Below are 17,488 nucleotides of genomic sequence, written 5' to 3'. Positions count from 1 at the left end.
GCGGACGTCAAGAAACGCCAAAACTGAACCGAGAGCTTACCATGACCTATATCGCCAATCCCGACCGCTACGACGCCATCCCGTACCGCCGTTGCGGCCGCTCCGGCATTCAGCTGCCCGCGATCTCCCTTGGCCTCTGGCACCATTTTGGCGGCACGGACGTCTTGGAGAACGGCCGCGCCATCCTGCGCCGCGCCTTCGACCGGGGCGTGACGCATTTCGACCTCGCGAATAACTACGGCCCCCCCTACGGCGCGGCGGAAGAGAATTTCGGCATCCTGCTGAAAAAGGATTTCGCTCGCTATCGCGACGAGCTGATCATCTCCTCCAAGGCCGGCTGGGACATGTGGCCCGGCCCCTACGGCATGGGTGGCAGCCGCAAATACCTCATCGCGAGCTGCGACCAGAGCCTCAAGCGCATGGGCCTCGACTATGTCGATATCTTCTATTCCCACCGGCCGGATTTCGAGACGCCGCTGGAAGAGACGATGGACGCCCTCGCCCAGCTCGTGACGCAGGGCAAGGCGCTCTATGTTGGCATCTCCTCCTACGGGCCGGATCTCACGCGCCGGGCCGCCGCCTTGCTGAAGGCACGCGGCGTGCCGCTGCTCATCCATCAGCCCTCCTATTCCATGCTCAATCGCTGGGTTGAAGGCGGGCTGCTGCCGGCGCTGGAGGAGACTGGCACGGGTTGCATCGCCTTCTCCCCCCTCGCCCAGGGCCTGCTGACCGACAAATATCTCGGCGGCATCAAGGAAGGCACCCGCGCGGCCGAGGGGCGGTATTTCGCGAAGGAACTCATCACCGAGGAGAACCTTGCCTGCGTCCGTGCCCTGAACGGAATCGCGCAGCGCCGCGGCCAGTCCCTTGCCCAGATGGCCATCGCCTGGGTGCTCAGGAATCCGGGCGTCACCAGTGCACTGATCGGCGCGCGCAACGTGGCACAGCTCGACAATGCGCTGGACGCGACCAAGAACCTCGCCTTCTCGGCCGCTGAACTGGCTGAGATCGACCAGCATGCGCGCGAAGGCGGCATCGACCTCTGGCGCGAGGTTTCCTCCTTCGAGGGGTGAGATGAACTGTCACCCCGGGGGGATTCCCTCCCCCGGGGTGACAGCGCCGGATCACGACCCAAATCTGGTCCGAACGCCCAGACAATACGGAGATCGCCCGACGTGACCGCCGAAGCCCGAGACAGCCAAGAACCGCCCTATGCCGTCGGCGCCACCGTCTCGCTGCAGGAGCGGCAATACCGAACACTGAAGAGCGGCGATATGTTCGGGGTCTTCGACCTCTCAGGCAATATCCTGCCCTATGAAGGCGGCACGGAGGGACTCTACAACCGCGACACACGGCATCTTTCGGTCTTCGAGCTTTCCATCGGCGGCGGCCGCCCGGTGCTGCTGAGCTCCACGCTGCGCGACGACAATACAGCCCTGATCTGCGATCTCTCCAATCCTGACCTCTCGCAGGACGGCCGCGTGGTGATCGAGCATGGCGCGATCCACATCCGCCGGACGCGTTTCATGATCAATGCAACCTGTTTCGAGCGCATCCAGGTCCGCAGCTTTGCGCAGGAAGCACAGCGCGTTCGTCTGGAATTCGCCTTCAATTCCGATTTCACCGATCTCTTCGAGGTACGCGGCACGCCGCGCACGCGCCACGGCACTCTGGAGGCCGCTGCGGTCGAAGCCGACCGTGTGACGCTGGGCTACCAGGGACTGGACGGGCACCGCCGCACCACGGTGCTCCGCTTCAGCCCGCAGCCTTCGGCGCTCGACGGCAGCCGCGCGCAGTTCGATCTTACGCTTCAGCCTGAACGGCAGACCCTCCTGTATGTCGAGATCGCCTGCGAAGCGGAGGGCTCGGCCCCGCCACGGGATGTGCGCGAGAACTACCTCGCCTCCCTGGTGGAGACGCGGCGCTGGATGCGCACCCGCTCGGCGCGGGCCGCCGCCATGGACAGCTCAAACGAGCTCTTCAACGAGGCGATTCGCCGCGCCGTCTCCGATCTCTACATGCTGATCACAGAAAAGCCGACCGGCCTCTATCCCTATGCCGGCATCCCCTGGTTCACCGCCGTCTTCGGACGGGATGCCCTGATCACCGCCTATGAGGCGCTGTGGCTCGACCCTGCCATCGCACGGGGCGTGCTGCGCTTCCTGGCCGCGACCCAGGCGACAACGGTCGACCCGGCAGCCGATGCCGAGCCCGGCAAGATCGTGCACGAGATGCGCAACGGCGAGATGGCGGAACTCGGCGAAGTTCCCTTCCGCCGCTATTACGGTTCGGTCGACAGCACACCGCTCTTCGTCATGCTCGCCGGCGCCTATGTCCAGCGCACGCATGACGACAATACCGTCCAGCAGCTGTGGCCGCATCTCGAAGCCGCGATGGATTGGATCGACCGGTATGGCGACCAGGACGGGGACGGTTTCGTCGAATATTTTCGGGCCGCCGGCACGGGTCTGCAGAACCAGGGCTGGAAGGACAGTGCGGATAGCATTTTCCATGCCGATGGCCGCCTTGCCGAGGGGCCGATCGCGCTCTGCGAAGTGCAGGGCTACGTCTATGCCGCGCGTCAAGCCATGGCGCTAATCGGCCGCCGCCTTGGGCATCAGGCAGTGGCCGCCGACCAGGAGCAGAAGGCGGAGACACTCCGTATCGCCTTCGAGAAAGCCTTCTGGTGCGAGGAGATCGCGACCTACGCCCTGGCACTGGACGGGCAGAAGCGGCCCTGCCGGGTGAGAAGCTCCAACCCTGGCCATCTGCTGCTTTCCGGGATCGTGGCGCCGGAGCGCGCTGCGCGCATGGCAGAGGGTTTCATGGGGCACGATTTCTTCTCGGGCTGGGGTATCCGCACCATCGCCAGCACCGAGGCACGCTATAACCCGATGGCCTATCACAACGGCTCTGTCTGGCCGCATGACAACGCGCTCATCGCCATGGGCCTCGCCCGCTACGGCCATACCGAGGCGGTTGCGAAGATCTTCGAGGGGTTGTTCTCCGCCGCCCTCTATATCGACATGCGCCGCCTGCCGGAGCTGTTCTGCGGCTTCGCGCGCCGGCGGGCGCAGGGGCCGACCTTCTACCCTGTCGCCTGCTCGCCGCAGGCCTGGGCGGCAGCGGCCCTGCCGGCGCTGCTGCAGGCGTCCCTCGGCCTCTCCATCGACCCGGAGGCCTGCGCGGTCATCTTCAGTAATCCAAGGCTGCCGCCGTTTCTCGACGAAATGGTCCTGCACAGGATCGCCATCGGCGCGGCGCAGGTGACGGTGCATATCCGCCGGATCGGAGATGAGGTGGCGCTCAACGTCGTCGAGCGCCGGGGCAGGATTCACGTCGTGGTACGGACTTAGCGGCCCGGCTTCTCAAGGGTGGCGGGCGCCGGGCCTGATCGCTTCAGATCGAAGCGTAAAAGCGATCCATCTGAAGCGGGAACCATGCCTTATCAATAAGTTAGAATGTCACGCCGCCAGCACGTAGCCCATGAAGCCGCAGGTGATGGCGACGATCAGCGGATTGATCTTGGTGGAGCAGAGCACCACCGTCGCGATCAGCGTCATGGCGAGCTGGACCCAGTTCGATTCCGCGTGCCGTGCGACGACGACACCGCCGGCGAGAATGAGGCCGACCGTGATGGGCGCGAGCCCGTCCTGGAACGCGTGCCGCACCGGCTTTTCGCCATGGCCCTTGTCCCAGACTTTGGCCAGGCCATAAACGATGAGGCCGGTCGGGATGACCATGGCGGCCGTCGCGATCAGCGCGCCCCAGATGCCGCCGGCCCGATAGCCGAGCAGGCTCACGATGAGCGTGCTGGGCCCTGGAGCGGCCTGGGCGATGGCGAAGGAATCGGTGAACTGCTGCGGCGTCAGCCAGTGATAGACACTGACCGTCTGCTGCTCGAACTGCGGGATGACCGCATTGCCGCCACCGAAGGCCATCAGCGAGGTGATGCCGAAGACCGAGCAAAGCTGAAGGGCCAGAACAAGGGTCATGATGCGCTCCCCGCCGCCTGGGCGGCGGCCTTCTTGTGGGCCCGGCGCCAGGCCCAGGCGATGCCGACGGGGGCGGTGACGGCCAGCGTCCACCACAAGGGCCAGCGCAGGATGCCGTTGAGCACGAAGGTCGTGGCGAAGAGCAACACGGGCATGATGGAGGTGAGCGTGGTCCGCCCGGTCTTCCACACCATCTGCAAGGTCATGGCGACAGCTGCCGCCGCGAAACCCGCCAGCACATGCTGCACAGCATGAGAATGCTGGAAGGCGGCATAGAGCGCCGCAATCGCCATGAGCAGCACCGTCGGCATGGCGATGAGGCCGGCGAGAGCCGCGCCGGCACCGCGCAGGCCATTGAGCTTGGTGCCGACGAAGACTGCGAGATTGACCTGGTTGGCCCCGGGCAGGATACGGCAGACCGTCATCGCACTCAGGAATTCGGCGTCGTCCATCCATTTCTTGCGGGCCACGACCATTTCGCGTGACCATGCCGAAAGACCGCCGCCGAAACTTGACAGCGAAATCTCGTTGAAGGTGCGCGCGATTTCCCAGAAAGAGACGCGCGGCCGCACCGTCTCGTCTGCGGCTGGCGGGGGCGCCTCCGTCAGGACAGCACCGCCATCCCCGGCGCCTGCCTCACTCGTGGACGAGTTCGGGGTCATGTGGCTGATCGTCCTCGTCCACCAGATGAACCGTCAGCGGGTCCGGCGGATCGTAGGTCTTGGCCTCATGCCAGTCGTCCAGAAAGGTTTCCGACAGAACCTCGACCGCCTTCGGGTCGTTGACGAAGCATCCCAGCTCGCGCCTCAGGTCGAAGGCGCTACGGTCGATGTTCATGGAGCCGATGAGGGCGTGCTGGTCATCCGCGATGAGGAGCTTGGCATGCAGCCGCAGCCCCTTCTGCTTGCGAATCTTGACACCCGTGAGCTTCATGAGGCGGAGAGATGCGAAGGTATCCAGCACGTCCCAGGTGCTGATGCCGTGCTTGCCACCGCAGAGCACCCGCACGCGCACGCCCCGCTCCTGCGCCTGGATGATGCGTTCCAGAACCACGGCGTCGACGAATTTCGGATGCTGGATCTCGAGCGAGTGCTTCGCGAGGTCGATGAACCGGCACATCAGCGCACGGGAGCCACGGTTGCTCCAGAGCAGGGCGCTGCGCTCCCGCTGGACGAAATGCTTGCGCGCCCAGTCCGCCTCGAAACAATCGGTCATCTCGGCGATGACGTTCACATCCTCGGTCACGATGCCGTAATCGCGCGTGGCGGTGAAATACTTCACGCCGAAATTATAGGTCGCGATCATGGCGATGCGCCCGTCGACCACCATCGACTTCTCATGGGTGACGGCGAAGGCCGGGCTGCTCCAGATCACGGTAATACCGCCTGCCTGCAGGCGGGCCTTCATATCGTCATTGGCGCGGCTACCCGAGGAACGGGCGGGATTGAGCATGATGCGCACCAGGACGCCGCGCTGCTGGGCCGCGATCAGCGCCTCGGCAATATCATCCGCCGTGAAGGTGAACATCTTGAGGCAGATGGTCTTTTCGGCGCCATTGATGAGATCGAGGATGGGCTGGCTACCGTCCTGGGGTTCGACGACCGCACGGGCGCTATCGATCCAGGCAATCTCGTGTTCACTGTCCATGCCCGCGCCTCTGCCGCCCCCACGCCAACCCGACGATAATCTTCTCTATATCGCTAGCCTAGCGGAACATACCGCGGCGGAAAACAGGGCTGGCCGCAATTTGCGCCTCATCCCGGCGGTTTCCCCCTTTCCGGCCCCTGGGGCGGCTCCCATCTGCCGGAAGAATAACGAAAGGAGCCCGCGCCATGCCGGACGATCTGCCGATCGGCCCTGCCGCAGGAGAGAGCGCCGGCCCGGGGCAGGCCGGCCGAAACCATAATGAGGATAAGCGCCGTCGCCGCCGGGGGCCGGAGGGCGAGGTGCGCGGCGGCCACGAGCGAGTGCCCGAGCGGCCGCTTGAACAAATGCGGCGCGATGAGCGCGAAAGCGGAAGGCGCAACCGAGGCTCAGGCTAAAGTCGCCATGGCGGAGACCCTCCGCCCGAGTCGGTGGCGAGCGAGCCGCCGATGAGCCCGCAGCCCGCTCGCCGCCGCCTCAGACGACCTTTTTGAGCGACGGCGAGGCCTTGAAGCGGACCGTCTTGCCGGCCTTGACCTTAATCGCCTCACCCGTACGTGGGTTGAGACCCTTGCGGGCCTTGGTCTTGCGCACGATGAAGGTGCCGAAGCTCGGCAGGGTGAAACGGCCGTTCTTCTTCAATTCCTTGATGATTGCCTGCATAACGTCGGTCGCGGCGCGGTTGGCGGCGACACCCGTCGTTTCGGCGGAGTCCTGAATCACCTGGGCCAAAAATGCTTTCGACATCAAAACCTCTCAAAATTCCAAGCGCTTGGTTACGAAGATCGACCTGATTGGCGCGCGATTCGTAAGACCTTAAAAGCGTCTATCAGGCTTCTTTCGCATCTTCCTCTTAGCGTCAACGGTTTTTTGAAGAAATCGGACGAGGATTGAACCGGCCACCCCGGATACACTCCCTTCGGAAGATTACTGATTGGGTCAGGAGCGCCGGAGCGGACAGGGAAACCGGAGGCCCTCTGCCGCCAAAGGTTTCCAGCTCAATAATTTACACGCAACAAAGCCTAAACGGCGAGCATCTGCCCGGGGTCAGCGCCGCTCAGCTCCCTTCGCCCCAGATCAGGCCCAGCACCCGCTCGCGCAATGCCACGAAATCGGCCCCGGCCTTGATACGGCGAATGTCCCGCTCGCCCGCCACGCGGGCGAAGGGGGCGGGAATGCGCTCCAACACCCGACCGGGCCGCGGTGACATGACCACGACCTCGGTGCCGAGATAGACCGCCTCGTCCACGCTATGGGTGATGAAGAGCACTGTCATGCCAGTGCGCTTCCAGACGGCGTGCAACTCCTCCTGCATCTTCTCGCGGGTCAGCGCATCGAGAGCGCCGAAGGGCTCGTCCATCAGCAGGATGCCGGGTTCGTTGGCGAGCGCCCGGGCAATGGCCAATCGCTGCTGCATGCCGCCCGAAAGCTGATACGGGTAGCGGTTGCGAAAATCCCAGAGCCCGACGGAGCGAAGCCAATATTCCGCCCGTTCCCGCCGTTCGGCGCGCGGCAGCCCGCGCATCGTCGGTCCAAAAGCGGCATTGGCGGCGACGGTTTTCCAGGGAAAGAGGGCCGCATGCTGGAAGACGACGCCGCGATCCGGCCCGGGCCCGGTGACGGGACGGCCCTCGACCCGCACCGTCCCGGCGGTCGGCTTGAGAAAGCCCGCAAGCGTCTGCATCAGTGTCGTCTTGCCGCAGCCCGACGGCCCGACGATACAGACGAAATCACCCCGGGCGAAGGCGAGATCGGTCGGGCTGAGGGCAAGCGTCGGATGCGCCGTCCCCGCCCCATAGGTAACGGAGACGTCCTCGAAGCGCAGGAAGGGCGCGGTCTCCTGCGCCATCTCCTCGGCCGTCAGCGGCCGGTCAAGCAACGGCCTCTTCCAGATAATGGGTGTCGATGCCCTTCTGATAGGCAGGAAGCTTCAGGGCGCGGCGGATACTTTTCTGTCCGACGAGGAATTCCGCCGTGTGCTCCAGTTCGGCGGCGAAGGCCCCGGGTTTGCCCGGGCTGCCGAGCCACTGGCTGGTCAACTGTTCGCGGAGCGGCACGAAATCATATTCCTTGAGATTTGCCGCCGCGACCTCGGTGCTGACGCCGGCCGCCTTGCCGACAATCGCCGCCGCCTCGTCCGGCTTGCTCTGATAGAGGTCGAGCGCCTTGCCATAAGCCTTCAGGATACCGGTCACCGCCATGCCGTGCGCCTTCGCGAAGGCGTTGCGGGCCACGAAAAGGTCAGCGATGACATAGCCGCGGGCGTCGAGCTCCTTGTAGGTCTCGTAGACCGCGCCGCCATCGGCCAGCAGCTCAGCCTTGGCCGGGCTCCAGACATAGGCGCCGTCGATATCCCCACGCTTCCAGGCCGCCACGATCTGCTCCGGCGGCAGGTCCAGCACGGTCACGTCCGAGAGGCTCAGCCCATTCGTCTTGAGAAAACCCATGAGGCGGAAATGGGAGGTGGAGCCGAAGGGGGTCGCGATCTTCTTGCCCTTGAAGTCGGCCGGGGCCTTGATGTTGTCCGAGGCGCGGACGGTCATCTCCTCCGCCGGGCCGATATTGTCCAGCATGGCGATGACCTTGTACGGAATGCCCTGGCTGATGCCGGCGGCGGAGGGCGATGAGCCGATACCCATGCCGATATCAAGGCTGCCGCCGACCATGCCGGCATTGATCTGCGCGCCGCTGCCCATCTCGATCCAGTTGATCTTGGCAGCCGCCATCTCCTCGAACCAGCCCTGGGCCTTGGCGATCATGGTGGGCTTGGTCTCGACGAAATAGCCGATATTGATGGTGGGGGTGGCAGCCCGGGCCCGGCGCAGGGGCAGCGCCGCCGCTAGCGCCAGTCCCGTCGCCCCCGCCATGACACGCCTGCGGCCGATGACGCTCTGTTCAACCATGCCTGTCTCCTGACCTTCCGTGGTCCGTTCAAGTCGTTTCATTTGCCGGCCCAGTGCACGATACGGCGCTGGAGCAGCAGAAGCCCGCGATCGAGGGCGATGCCCATGGCCGCAATCAACAGCACCCCGGCGATGACGTAGTCGCTGCGCAGGAACCGGCCGGCGTCGAGGATGAGCCAGCCGATACCCGAGGCTCCGGCGATCATCTCGGCCGCGATAAGGGTTGCATAAACAATGCCAATGGAGAGACGCGCACCGATGAAAATCTCGCCGAGCGCCGAGGGTAGAACGACATGGAGGAAGATCTGCGCACGGTTCGCGCCCAGAGACTGGGCCGCCCGCACCCGCTCACCCGAAACGTTGCGCACGCCATCCCGTGCCGCGATCGCCGAGACCGGCAGAGCCGCGAGGAAAAGCAGAACGATCTTTGGCGTCTCGCCGATGCCGAACCAGATGATGAGCAGCACGAGATAGGCGAGCTGCGGCAAGGGCCGCAGGAATTCGATGAAGGGGGCGGCCAGCGCGTCCAACACCTCGGACATGCCCATGGCGAGGCCGAGCAGCGTGCCCAGGATGGTGCCGAGGCCAAACCCGAGCCCCACTCGCAGCAGGCTGAGGCCGATATGGGCACCGAGGCTATAGCCCTTGTAGCCGTTGACGACGAGATCGGCAGCCCCATCCCAGAGCTCGTCCGGCGTCGGCAGCAACAGGTCGCTCACCAGCCCACCATAGGTCGCACCCGCCCAGGCGCCGACAACTGCGGCGATGCTGATGAGCGTGACGATCCAGGGACGGCGGTGCAGCAGCCCTATCATTCCCGCCCCCGCCAGTGGATGAGGCGGTGGTCGAGACGCAACAGAAGCCCGTTCAACCCCATGCCGAGAATGCCGAGCAGGATGATGCCGAGCAGGATGATGTCGTTGCGCAGGAACTGGCTCGCCGAAAAGATCATCCAGCCGAGCCCGTCGCTGCCGGCCATGAGCTCGGAGGCGACGACAGTGGAAAAAGCGGCGGCGAGCGCGATGCGCAGCCCCGTGGAAATCATCGGCAGTGCCGCGGGCAGCAGCACATGGGCGAAGATCTGTGCGCGGCTGGCGCCGAGCGACTGCGCCGCCTGGATCTTCTGCTGCGGCACGGCGGCAACCGCGGCGTAGGTGGCACTCGTCACGATCGGAAAGGCGGTCAGCGCCAGAAGGGCAACCTTGGCAAGATTGCCCGTGCCGAGCCAGAGCATGAGGAGCACAAGGAAGGAGAGCGGCGGCAGCGGGCGCAGGAACTGCACGATCCAGTCCAGCGCCGCGGTGGTCAGGCGGCTCGTCCCCATCCAGAGGCCGAGCGGCACGCCGACCGCACTGCCTACAAGAAAACCGGCCAGTGCCCGCGCGAGGGTGGCGGCGATATCCTGGCCCAAGGAAGTGCCCCGGTAGCCATGGCGGGAGATGTCGATCAGGGCTGCGACGACCTGGGCGGGGCTGGCGAGCAACCCGGCCGGCACGAGACGGAAGCTGCCCGCCGCCTGCCAGAGGGCGAGGGCCGCCAAAACCGAGAGGCAGCCGAGGCCGTAGCGGGACCAAGGCCGCATGGTCCCGCCTTCTGCCTGCCCGCTCATCGGCGCACCGATCGATTAAACATAGTGACGCAGTAGAATTTACTGATACCTCTGTCAATTCGGCATACCTGATCGTTATTGCAGTGCCCAGACCAGGGGGGAAGACCTGCCCCTCGTTTGATTGCACCCGCCTCCCGTCCTATGTGAAGCATCCTCTCCTCACGCAGATGGGACCCGGCGCATGGCCTACGACTTCGACCTCTTCGTCATCGGTGGCGGCTCGGGCGGCACGCGCTGCGCCCGGATTGCGGCCGGCCATGGCGCACGGGTGGGTGTCGCCGAGGAACGATTCTGGGGTGGTACCTGCGTCAATGTCGGCTGCGTGCCCAAGAAACTGATGGTACAGGCGGCGGAATACGGCGCCTGGGCCGAAGATGCGCGCGGCTTCGGCTGGGACATGCCCCGCGGCCATCATGACTGGCCACGCTTCATTGCCGCCAAGGACCGCGAGATCGACCGTCTGCAGGGCGTCTATCGCACGCTGCTCGGCAAAGCCGGCGTGACCACTTTCGAGGCGCGCGCAACCTTCCTGGACCCCCATACGCTGGAGATCGGCGGCAAGCGCGTGACGGCCGCCAACATCGTCATCGCCACCGGCAGCACGCCGCACAAAGCCGATATTCCGGGCGCGGAACTGGCTGGCATCACGGATGATCTCTTCTATCTGCCGCAGCGCCCGGCCCGTCTCGCGATTGTCGGTGGCGGCTACAGCGCCGTCGAATTCGCCTCGATCTTCGCAGGTCTCGGTTCCGAGGTGCACCTCATCTATCGCCAGCCCCTGCCGCTGCGCGGCTTCGACCATGAGCTGCGGCAGGCACTGGCCGAGAACCTCCTCGCACAAGGCCTGCACCTGCACCGCGGTGTCATCCCGACCCATATCGCGCTCGACGGGGTATGCGACGCGCAGCGCCGGGTCCATCTCTCGGATACGACGGAACTCGCGGTCGACTATGTCATCATGACCACCGGACGGATCCCGAATGTGGCCTCCCTCGGCCTCGACCGCGCGGGGGTCGCGCTCAATGCCCAGGGTGCGGTCGCCGTCGATGCCGGCAGCCGGACGAACGTTGCGCATGTTTATGCCATCGGCGATGTCACCGACCGGCTCAATCTCACCCCGGTTGCCATCGCCGAAGGTCATGCCCTGGCCGACACCCTTTTCGGCGGCCAGCCGCGCGAGGCGAGCCACGAGAACGTCCCCACGGCGGTCTTCTCCAGCCCTCCCCTCGCGACCGTCGGGCTTACCGAGGAGGAGGCGATCCGGCGCGGGCCGATGGACATCTACGTCACCCGTTTCACGCCGATGCGCCACACCCTCACCGGTCGGCACGGCCGCCGCGCCCTGATCAAGCTCGTGGTCGACCAGAAGAGCCAGAAAGTTCTGGGCGCCCATATGCTGGGCGAGGATGCGGCCGAGATCATGCAGGGCATCGGCATCGCCCTGCGCATGGGCGCGACCAAGCAGGATTTCGACCGCACCATCGGCATTCACCCGACAGCGGCCGAGGAATTCGTAACAATGCGCACGCGGACCCGCGTTGCGGCGGCCGCAGAAGCTGCCGAGTAGCATTTCGACCCATTTCGGCCGATAACCCCCGACCGTGCCGCGTCTTTGCATGCCGGCACAAGATCAGAGCGCGGCGCCATACAGCAGGAAACCCGGCGCCGCCCAGACGAGGAAGAGACCAATGAGCCAGACGGGCACCAACCGTCCCCTCGAGAACCGGGCCACCGATACGTGGAGCCCGGCGAGCTGGCGCAACAAGCCGGTGCGGCAGATCCCTGCCTATCCGGATGTCGAGCGGCTGGCCGGCGTCGAAAGCCGCCTGCGGCGCTATCCTCCCCTCGTCTTTGCGGGCGAGGCCCGGCGGCTGAAGGCCTCCCTTGCCGAGGTCGCGGCCGGCCGCGCCTTCGTGCTTCAGGGCGGCGACTGCGCCGAGAGCTTCGACGATTTCACCGCCAACATCATTCGTGACACCTTCCGGGTGCTGCTGCAGATGGCCGTGGTGCTGACTTTCGGCAGCAGCGTGCCTGTCGTGAAGATGGGCCGCATGGCTGGCCAGTTCGCGAAGCCGCGCAGCGCCGATAACGAAACCATCGGGTCCGAGACGCTGCCGAGCTATCGCGGCGACATCATCAACGGCCCGGCCTTCACGCCGGAAGCCCGCATCCCCGATCCGGGCCGCATGGAGACCGGCTACTTCCAGTCCGCCGGCACCCTCAACCTGCTGCGCGCTTTCGCCAATGGCGGCTATGCCGATCTGCACAGCGTCCATCGCTGGAATCTGGGCTTCGTCGAACGCAGCCCGCTCGGCGCCCGCTACCAGGACCTCGCGGCGCGGATCGACGAGACGCTGAGCTTCATGCGCGCCTGCGGCATGACGGCCGAAACCGCGCCCCAAATCCGGGAGACGGACTTCTACACCAGCCATGAGGCGCTGCTTCTGCCCTATGAGGAAGCGCTGGCCCGTGTCGATTCCACGAGTGGCGATACCTATGCCTGTTCGGCGCATTTCCTGTGGATCGGCGACCGCACCCGCCAAGTTGACGGCGCGCATGTCGAGTTCATGCGCGGCATCAAGAACCCGATCGGCCTGAAGGTCGGCCCCACGACCGAGCCCGAGGATCTGCTGCGTCTCATCGAGGCGCTGAACCCGGCGAACGAGCCCGGGCGCCTGACCCTGATCAGCCGCATGGGCGTGGAAAAGCTGGAGAGCAAATTCCCCCGCCTGCTGCGCGCGGTGCGCCAGGCCGGCGCCGAGGTTGTGTGGCTGTGCGACCCCATGCATGGCAACACGATCTCGACCAGCCATGGCCGCAAGACCCGCCGCTTCGATTCCATTCTCGGCGAGGTGCGCGGCTTCTTCGAGGCGCATGCGGCGGAAGGGACTTGGCCGGGCGGCATTCATGTCGAGATGACCGGGCAGGACGTGACGGAATGCGTGGGCGGCGCCCATCGGCTGACCGAAGCCGATCTCGGCCGCCGCTACGAATCCTTCTGCGACCCGAGGCTTAATGCCGAACAGTCGCTGGAACTCGCCTTCCTGGTGGCCGAGGAGCTGAAGGCGCGACGCCTGCCGGCCTCCGCCGCCGTCGCCGCAGAATAACGACAAGAAGGCAGGACGGACGGGATGGATACGCTGGCCGCGGACGATCTGGTGCAGACGGAGACGATTGCCGCCTACACGGATGCCTATTTCAACAAGACCAAGGAGATCGTCCGCCGCTTCGGCGACAAGACCGTGACCTATGCGGTCTTTCTCCGGCGGCCGGTGATCTCGGCGCCCAAACTGATGCTGGACTGGATGCAGGAGGTAGCGGCCGCGCGCGGCACCACCTTCGACATCGAGGTGCTGCACGAGGAGGGCGAATGGGTCGGTGCCGGCGAGCCGCTGCTCTATATCACGGGCAGCTACATCCATCTCACCGATCTCGAAACCCTGCTGCTGCAGAAGGTGGGCGCGGTTTCGGTCGCGGCGCATCATGCCTATCAGATGTGCATCGCTTTGCCCCACATCACCTTCCTCGCCATGGAAGCCCGCCACTGCGCCGGCACCGAAATGCAGGCGATGATGGCCTATGGCGCGTCGGTCGGCAGCCGGGCCGCCCAGCGCGAGGGGGCGAAAGGTTTCGTTGGCAATGCCAATGACGCGACGGCGCATTTCTTCGGCGCGGAACGCGGTCTCGGCACCATGCCGCATGCCTTGATCGGCTATGCGGGCTCCACCGTGCGGGCAGCCGAGATGTACCACGAGACTTTCCCGGGCGACAGTTTGACGGTGCTGGTCGATTATTTCGGGCGCGAGATCACCGACGGTCTCGCCGTCTGCCGCCGCTTCCCCGAGCTCGCCGCGGCCGGACGCATGTCCGTCCGGCTCGATACCCATGGCGGCCGCTTCCTCGAGACGCTCGACCCGGCAGCGAGCTATGCCGTGCTGGAACGGCGCAGCCCCGGCGCCATCCGTCGTTATCGCAGCGACGCCGAACTCCGCCATCTTGTCGGCACCGGCGTCTCGGCGGCGGCAATCTGGCGCATGCGCGAGGCGCTGGACGAGGCCGGATTCGAAAAGGTCCGCATCGTCGCCTCCTCGGGTTTCGGCGTCGACAAATGCCGCGTCATGTCGGATGCCCATGCGCCCATCGACGTCGTCGGCACGGGCAGCTTCATTCCCGACCACTGGCACGAAACCTATGCCACCGCCGACATCATCTCCTATGACGGCGAGGCCCGGGTGAAGCTCGGCCGCGAATTCCTGCTGCAGCGGCGGCGCAACGGCGAGAGCAAGAGCAGCGCCCGCAGCTGAAAGGCGAAGTTCTCCCGCCTTCATTTCCGCTTAAGAGCCTCTTCCTATCCTCCCTGCTGCAAGGCAGGGGATTGGGTTGCAATGGCCATTGGCTCGATCATGCGGAGCCGCAAGACTGCACGTTTGGCGGCGCTGGATCTTATTCGCACGAATGTCATGCTGGCGGATGCCAAGCTGAACATTACGTATATGAATCCGCCCCTCCTCACCTTCATGCGGGAGGCCGAGAAGGAGTTGAAGCGCGAACTGCCGCAGTTCTCCGTCGACAAGCTGATCGGCAGCAATATCGACATCTTTCACAAACACCCGCAGCATCAGCGCACCCTGCTCGCGACGCTCGACAAGCCCCATTTCGCGACCATCACCATCGGCCTCCGCCGCTTCGACCTGCAGGTCGTGCCGCTCAGATCGGGGTCGCGCATAACCGGCTATCTGGTGGAATGGGCGGATGCACAACAAAGACTCCTCAACCTGGACTACTCAGCCCAGATCGCCGCCTTCTCTCGCGCCCAGGCGATCATCGAATTCGCACCCGACGGCATCATCCGCCATGCCAATGCTAATTTTCTGAAAGCGATGGGTTACACGCTGGAAGAAATCGTCGGCCGCCATCACAGCATCTTCCTCGACCCCAGCGACGCGGCAAGCGAGACCTATGCCAATTTCTGGAAGGAACTTCGGCAAGGCAAATTCCAATCCGGAGAATTCCGCCGGCTGTCGCGGGACGGCAAGCGGATCTGGATTCATGGCGCCTATAATCCAATTCAGGATGAAAACGGCCGTGTCGTCAAAATCGTCAAATTCGCGCTGGACGTAACGGCCCGCATCGAAAGCGTGGAGCGCATCGGATCGGCACTCGCTGGCCTCGCCAATGGCAAGCTCAACCAACATCTGGACGCGCCCCTGCTGCCCGAGCTCGACCAGCTGCGTGTCGACCTCAACAGCGCTTTTGCCGCCCTGCAGCAAACCATGCGCAAGGTCGGCCAGAACACCCACTCCGTCAAAAGCACCAGCAGCGAGATCCTCAGCTCCACCAGCGATCTGTCGCGGCGGACCGAACAGCAGGCGGCAAGTCTGGAACAGACCGCCGCTGCGCTGGAACAGATCACCGCGACCGTCAAGAAAGCGGCCGAAGGCACCCGCCAGGCCCGCGCCATCGTCAGCGGCGCCAAGATTGAGGCTGAGAAATCTGGCGGCATCGTTCAGCAGGCCGTCAAATCCATGGACGGGATCGAAAGCTCCTCCCACAAAATCAGCCAGATCATCGGTGTCATCGACGAGATCGCCTTCCAGACCAATCTCCTCGCCCTCAATGCGGGCGTGGAGGCAGCCCGCGCCGGCGACGCCGGAAAGGGTTTCGCAGTCGTGGCGCAGGAAGTGCGCGGTCTCGCCCAGCGCTCCGCCGAGGCGGCAAAGGAGATCAAGGCGCTGATCTCGACCTCCACCCAGCAGGTCGCGGCCGGCGTCAATCTTGTCGGCCAGACCGGCCAGGCGCTCGACCGCATCATCACCCATGTCGGCGAAATCGATTCCGCCGTCACCGATATCGCGGCCAGCGCCAATGAGCAGTCCACCGCTCTTTCCGAGATCAACACGGCCGTCAGCCAGATGGATCGCGCGACGCAGCAGAATGCCGCGATGGTCGAGCAAGCGACCGCCGCCTGTCACGGCCTCGCCAATGACGCCGCCGAACTGTCCGGCCTGATCAGCGCCTTCGATGTCTCCTCCGCCCTTGGGGAGGCAGGCGCCGCACGGTCCTCCTCCGCCCGCAAAGGGGGCGCGGCCGCACGGGCCGGCACACGCAGCACGGTCGATGCATGACGTGACGCGTGACACGGCGCCTGACCCGGCACGTGACACCGCCCGGGCGGATCATCCTTCCTTGCATTCCTGACGCTTGTTACGGGCTTTGACGTCGGAGGCCGGCTGGGGCATGGGGTTCGGCATGAGCACCCGCACCCCTCGCCTCCGCTTCGCGCCCAGCCCCACAGGCTACCTGCACGTCGGCAATCTGCGCACGGCGGTGGCCAACCATCTCTTCGCTCAGCGCCATGGCGGAAGCCTGATGCTGCGCATGGACGATACGGACACCGCCCGGTCCAAGCCGGAATTCGAAACCGCGATCCAGGAGGATCTGCGCTGGCTGGGCATCGGCTGGGACGCGTTCGCCCGCCAGTCCGAGCGCATCGCGGCCTATGAGGCGGCGGCCGAGCGGCTGAAGGCGGCAGGCGTGCTCTACCCCTGTTTCGAGAGTGAAGAAGAGCTGGCCGCCAAGCGCGCCATGCGCCTGAAACGCCGCCTGCCGCCGATCTATGACCGGGCCATGCTGTCGCTGACGCCGGAACAGCGGGCGGCCGCCGAAGCCAACGGCAAAACGCCCTATTGGCGCTTCAAACTCGCGGACGGCATGATCGTCTGGAATGACCTCGTCTTCGGCAAGCGCCATGTGAAGCTCGGCAGCCTTTCGGACCCGGTGCTGATCCGCGCCGACGGCACCTTCCTCTATACGTTCACTTCGGTCGTGGACGATCTCGAATTCGGCGTCACCCACATCATTCGGGGTGAGGATCACGCGACCAATACCGGTATCCAGATCGACCTCATGCGCGCCCTGGGTGGCAGGCCGGAGACCATCTCCTTCGCGCATCTGCCGCTGCTGACGGATGCCGAGGGCGGCAAGCTTTCCAAGCGCTTCGACAGCCTCTCGGTGCGCAGCCTGCGCAAGGACGGGCTCGAGCCCGATGCCATCGTCGCCTATCTCGCCCGCCTCGGCTCCTCGGACGACATGGCGCCGCTGACGCGGCAGGAAGCGGCGGAAAGCTTCGACCTCGGCCGCATGTCCCATTCCGCGGCGGTCTTCGATCCGCGTCAGCTGCTCGGTATCAACCGCCACCTGCTCCACCGGCTGGAGTTCGCGGCCATGGCGGATCGCCTGCCCGCGGGTGCGACAGAAGAATTCTGGCTCGCCGTGCGCGGCAATCTCGATCTGCTGCGCGAGGCGCGGGACTGGTGGGAGATCGTGGCCGGCGAGAT

General features: G+C 65.2%; 15 protein-coding genes. 7 read left to right on the top strand and 8 right to left on the bottom strand.

Features of this window, described 5'->3' with window-relative positions; all coding sequences use genetic code 11:
• Positions 1-41 precede the first annotated feature (41 nt).
• Both mgrA and VL752_RS04315 read left to right on the top strand, forming a co-directional pair.
• Complete coding sequence (gene mgrA / locus VL752_RS04320; RefSeq protein ID WP_325352521.1) at positions 42-1,073, top strand: L-glyceraldehyde 3-phosphate reductase; 1,032 nt, start codon at positions 42-44, stop codon at positions 1,071-1,073.
• A gap of 102 nt (positions 1,074-1,175) precedes the next feature.
• Positions 1,176-3,356, top strand: coding sequence for an amylo-alpha-1,6-glucosidase (locus VL752_RS04315; protein ID WP_325352519.1), 2,181 nt, complete (start codon positions 1,176-1,178; stop codon positions 3,354-3,356).
• A 108-nt stretch (positions 3,357-3,464) separates the two neighbouring features.
• Here the strand turns inward: VL752_RS04315 and VL752_RS04310 are convergent, their stop codons facing one another.
• The 8 genes from VL752_RS04310 to VL752_RS04275 all read right to left on the bottom strand — a co-directional run bounded on the left by VL752_RS04310 (position 3,465) and on the right by VL752_RS04275 (position 10,124).
• A complete protein-coding gene (locus VL752_RS04310; RefSeq protein ID WP_325352517.1) occupies positions 3,465-3,995 on the bottom strand; it encodes a chromate transporter in 531 nt (176 codons plus the stop codon).
• Positions 3,992-4,657 carry a chromate transporter gene (locus tag VL752_RS04305; protein WP_325352515.1) on the bottom strand — a complete coding sequence of 222 codons (666 nt, stop codon included), beginning with the start codon at positions 4,655-4,657 and terminating at the stop codon, positions 3,992-3,994. Before VL752_RS04305 ends, VL752_RS04310 begins: the two co-directional genes overlap by 4 nt.
• The gene (locus VL752_RS04300) at positions 4,632-5,642 is read right to left on the bottom strand and encodes a phospholipase D-like domain-containing protein (RefSeq protein WP_325352513.1); all 1,011 of its coding nucleotides are present in this window, start codon (positions 5,640-5,642) and stop codon (positions 4,632-4,634) included. Before VL752_RS04300 ends, VL752_RS04305 begins: the two co-directional genes overlap by 26 nt.
• Before the next feature lie 474 nt (positions 5,643-6,116).
• Positions 6,117-6,386 (bottom strand): HU family DNA-binding protein, encoded by a 270-nt coding sequence (locus VL752_RS04295; RefSeq protein WP_325352511.1) that lies wholly within the window; start codon positions 6,384-6,386, stop codon positions 6,117-6,119.
• 310 nt (positions 6,387-6,696) lie between these two features.
• Positions 6,697-7,518, bottom strand: a complete 822-nt coding sequence (locus tag VL752_RS04290; protein ID WP_325352509.1) for an ABC transporter ATP-binding protein — start codon at positions 7,516-7,518, stop codon at positions 6,697-6,699.
• Complete coding sequence (locus VL752_RS04285; RefSeq protein WP_325352507.1) at positions 7,511-8,542, bottom strand: ABC transporter substrate-binding protein; 1,032 nt, start codon at positions 8,540-8,542, stop codon at positions 7,511-7,513. Before VL752_RS04285 ends, VL752_RS04290 begins: the two co-directional genes overlap by 8 nt.
• 38 nt (positions 8,543-8,580) lie before the next feature.
• Positions 8,581-9,357, bottom strand: a complete 777-nt coding sequence (locus VL752_RS04280; protein ID WP_325352506.1) for an ABC transporter permease — start codon at positions 9,355-9,357, stop codon at positions 8,581-8,583.
• Entirely contained in the window at positions 9,354-10,124 is a 771-nt protein-coding gene (locus tag VL752_RS04275) for an ABC transporter permease (protein WP_325352505.1), read from the bottom strand. The genes VL752_RS04280 and VL752_RS04275 overlap by 4 nt, the downstream gene beginning before the upstream one ends.
• Positions 10,125-10,332: 208 nt before the next feature.
• Between VL752_RS04275 and gorA the strand changes: the two genes are divergently transcribed.
• The 5 genes from gorA to gltX all read left to right on the top strand — a co-directional run.
• Positions 10,333-11,718: a glutathione-disulfide reductase gene (gene gorA / locus VL752_RS04270; RefSeq protein ID WP_325352504.1), complete on the top strand. Its 1,386-nt coding sequence runs from the start codon at positions 10,333-10,335 to the stop codon at positions 11,716-11,718.
• A 121-nt stretch (positions 11,719-11,839) separates the two neighbouring features.
• Positions 11,840-13,258 carry a class II 3-deoxy-7-phosphoheptulonate synthase gene (locus tag VL752_RS04265; RefSeq protein ID WP_325352503.1) on the top strand — a complete coding sequence of 473 codons (1,419 nt, stop codon included), beginning with the start codon at positions 11,840-11,842 and terminating at the stop codon, positions 13,256-13,258.
• Positions 13,259-13,282: 24 nt separating this feature from the next.
• Positions 13,283-14,455, top strand: a complete 1,173-nt coding sequence (locus tag VL752_RS04260; RefSeq protein ID WP_325352502.1) for a nicotinate phosphoribosyltransferase — start codon at positions 13,283-13,285, stop codon at positions 14,453-14,455.
• 81 nt (positions 14,456-14,536) lie between these two features.
• The gene (locus VL752_RS04255; RefSeq protein WP_325352501.1) at positions 14,537-16,276 is read left to right on the top strand and encodes a methyl-accepting chemotaxis protein; all 1,740 of its coding nucleotides are present in this window, start codon (positions 14,537-14,539) and stop codon (positions 16,274-16,276) included.
• Positions 16,277-16,400: 124 nt separating this feature from the next.
• The coding region (gene gltX, locus VL752_RS04250; protein ID WP_325352500.1) for a glutamate--tRNA ligase at positions 16,401-17,488 on the top strand (1,088 nt) is incomplete at its 3' end.

The sequence above is a fragment of the Acidisoma sp. genome, from assembly GCF_035492295.1.
Classification (GTDB): Bacteria; Pseudomonadota; Alphaproteobacteria; order Acetobacterales; family Acetobacteraceae; genus Acidisoma.
Note: the sequence above shows the minus strand (reverse complement) of the source record. Positions and strands in the feature narration are given on the sequence as shown.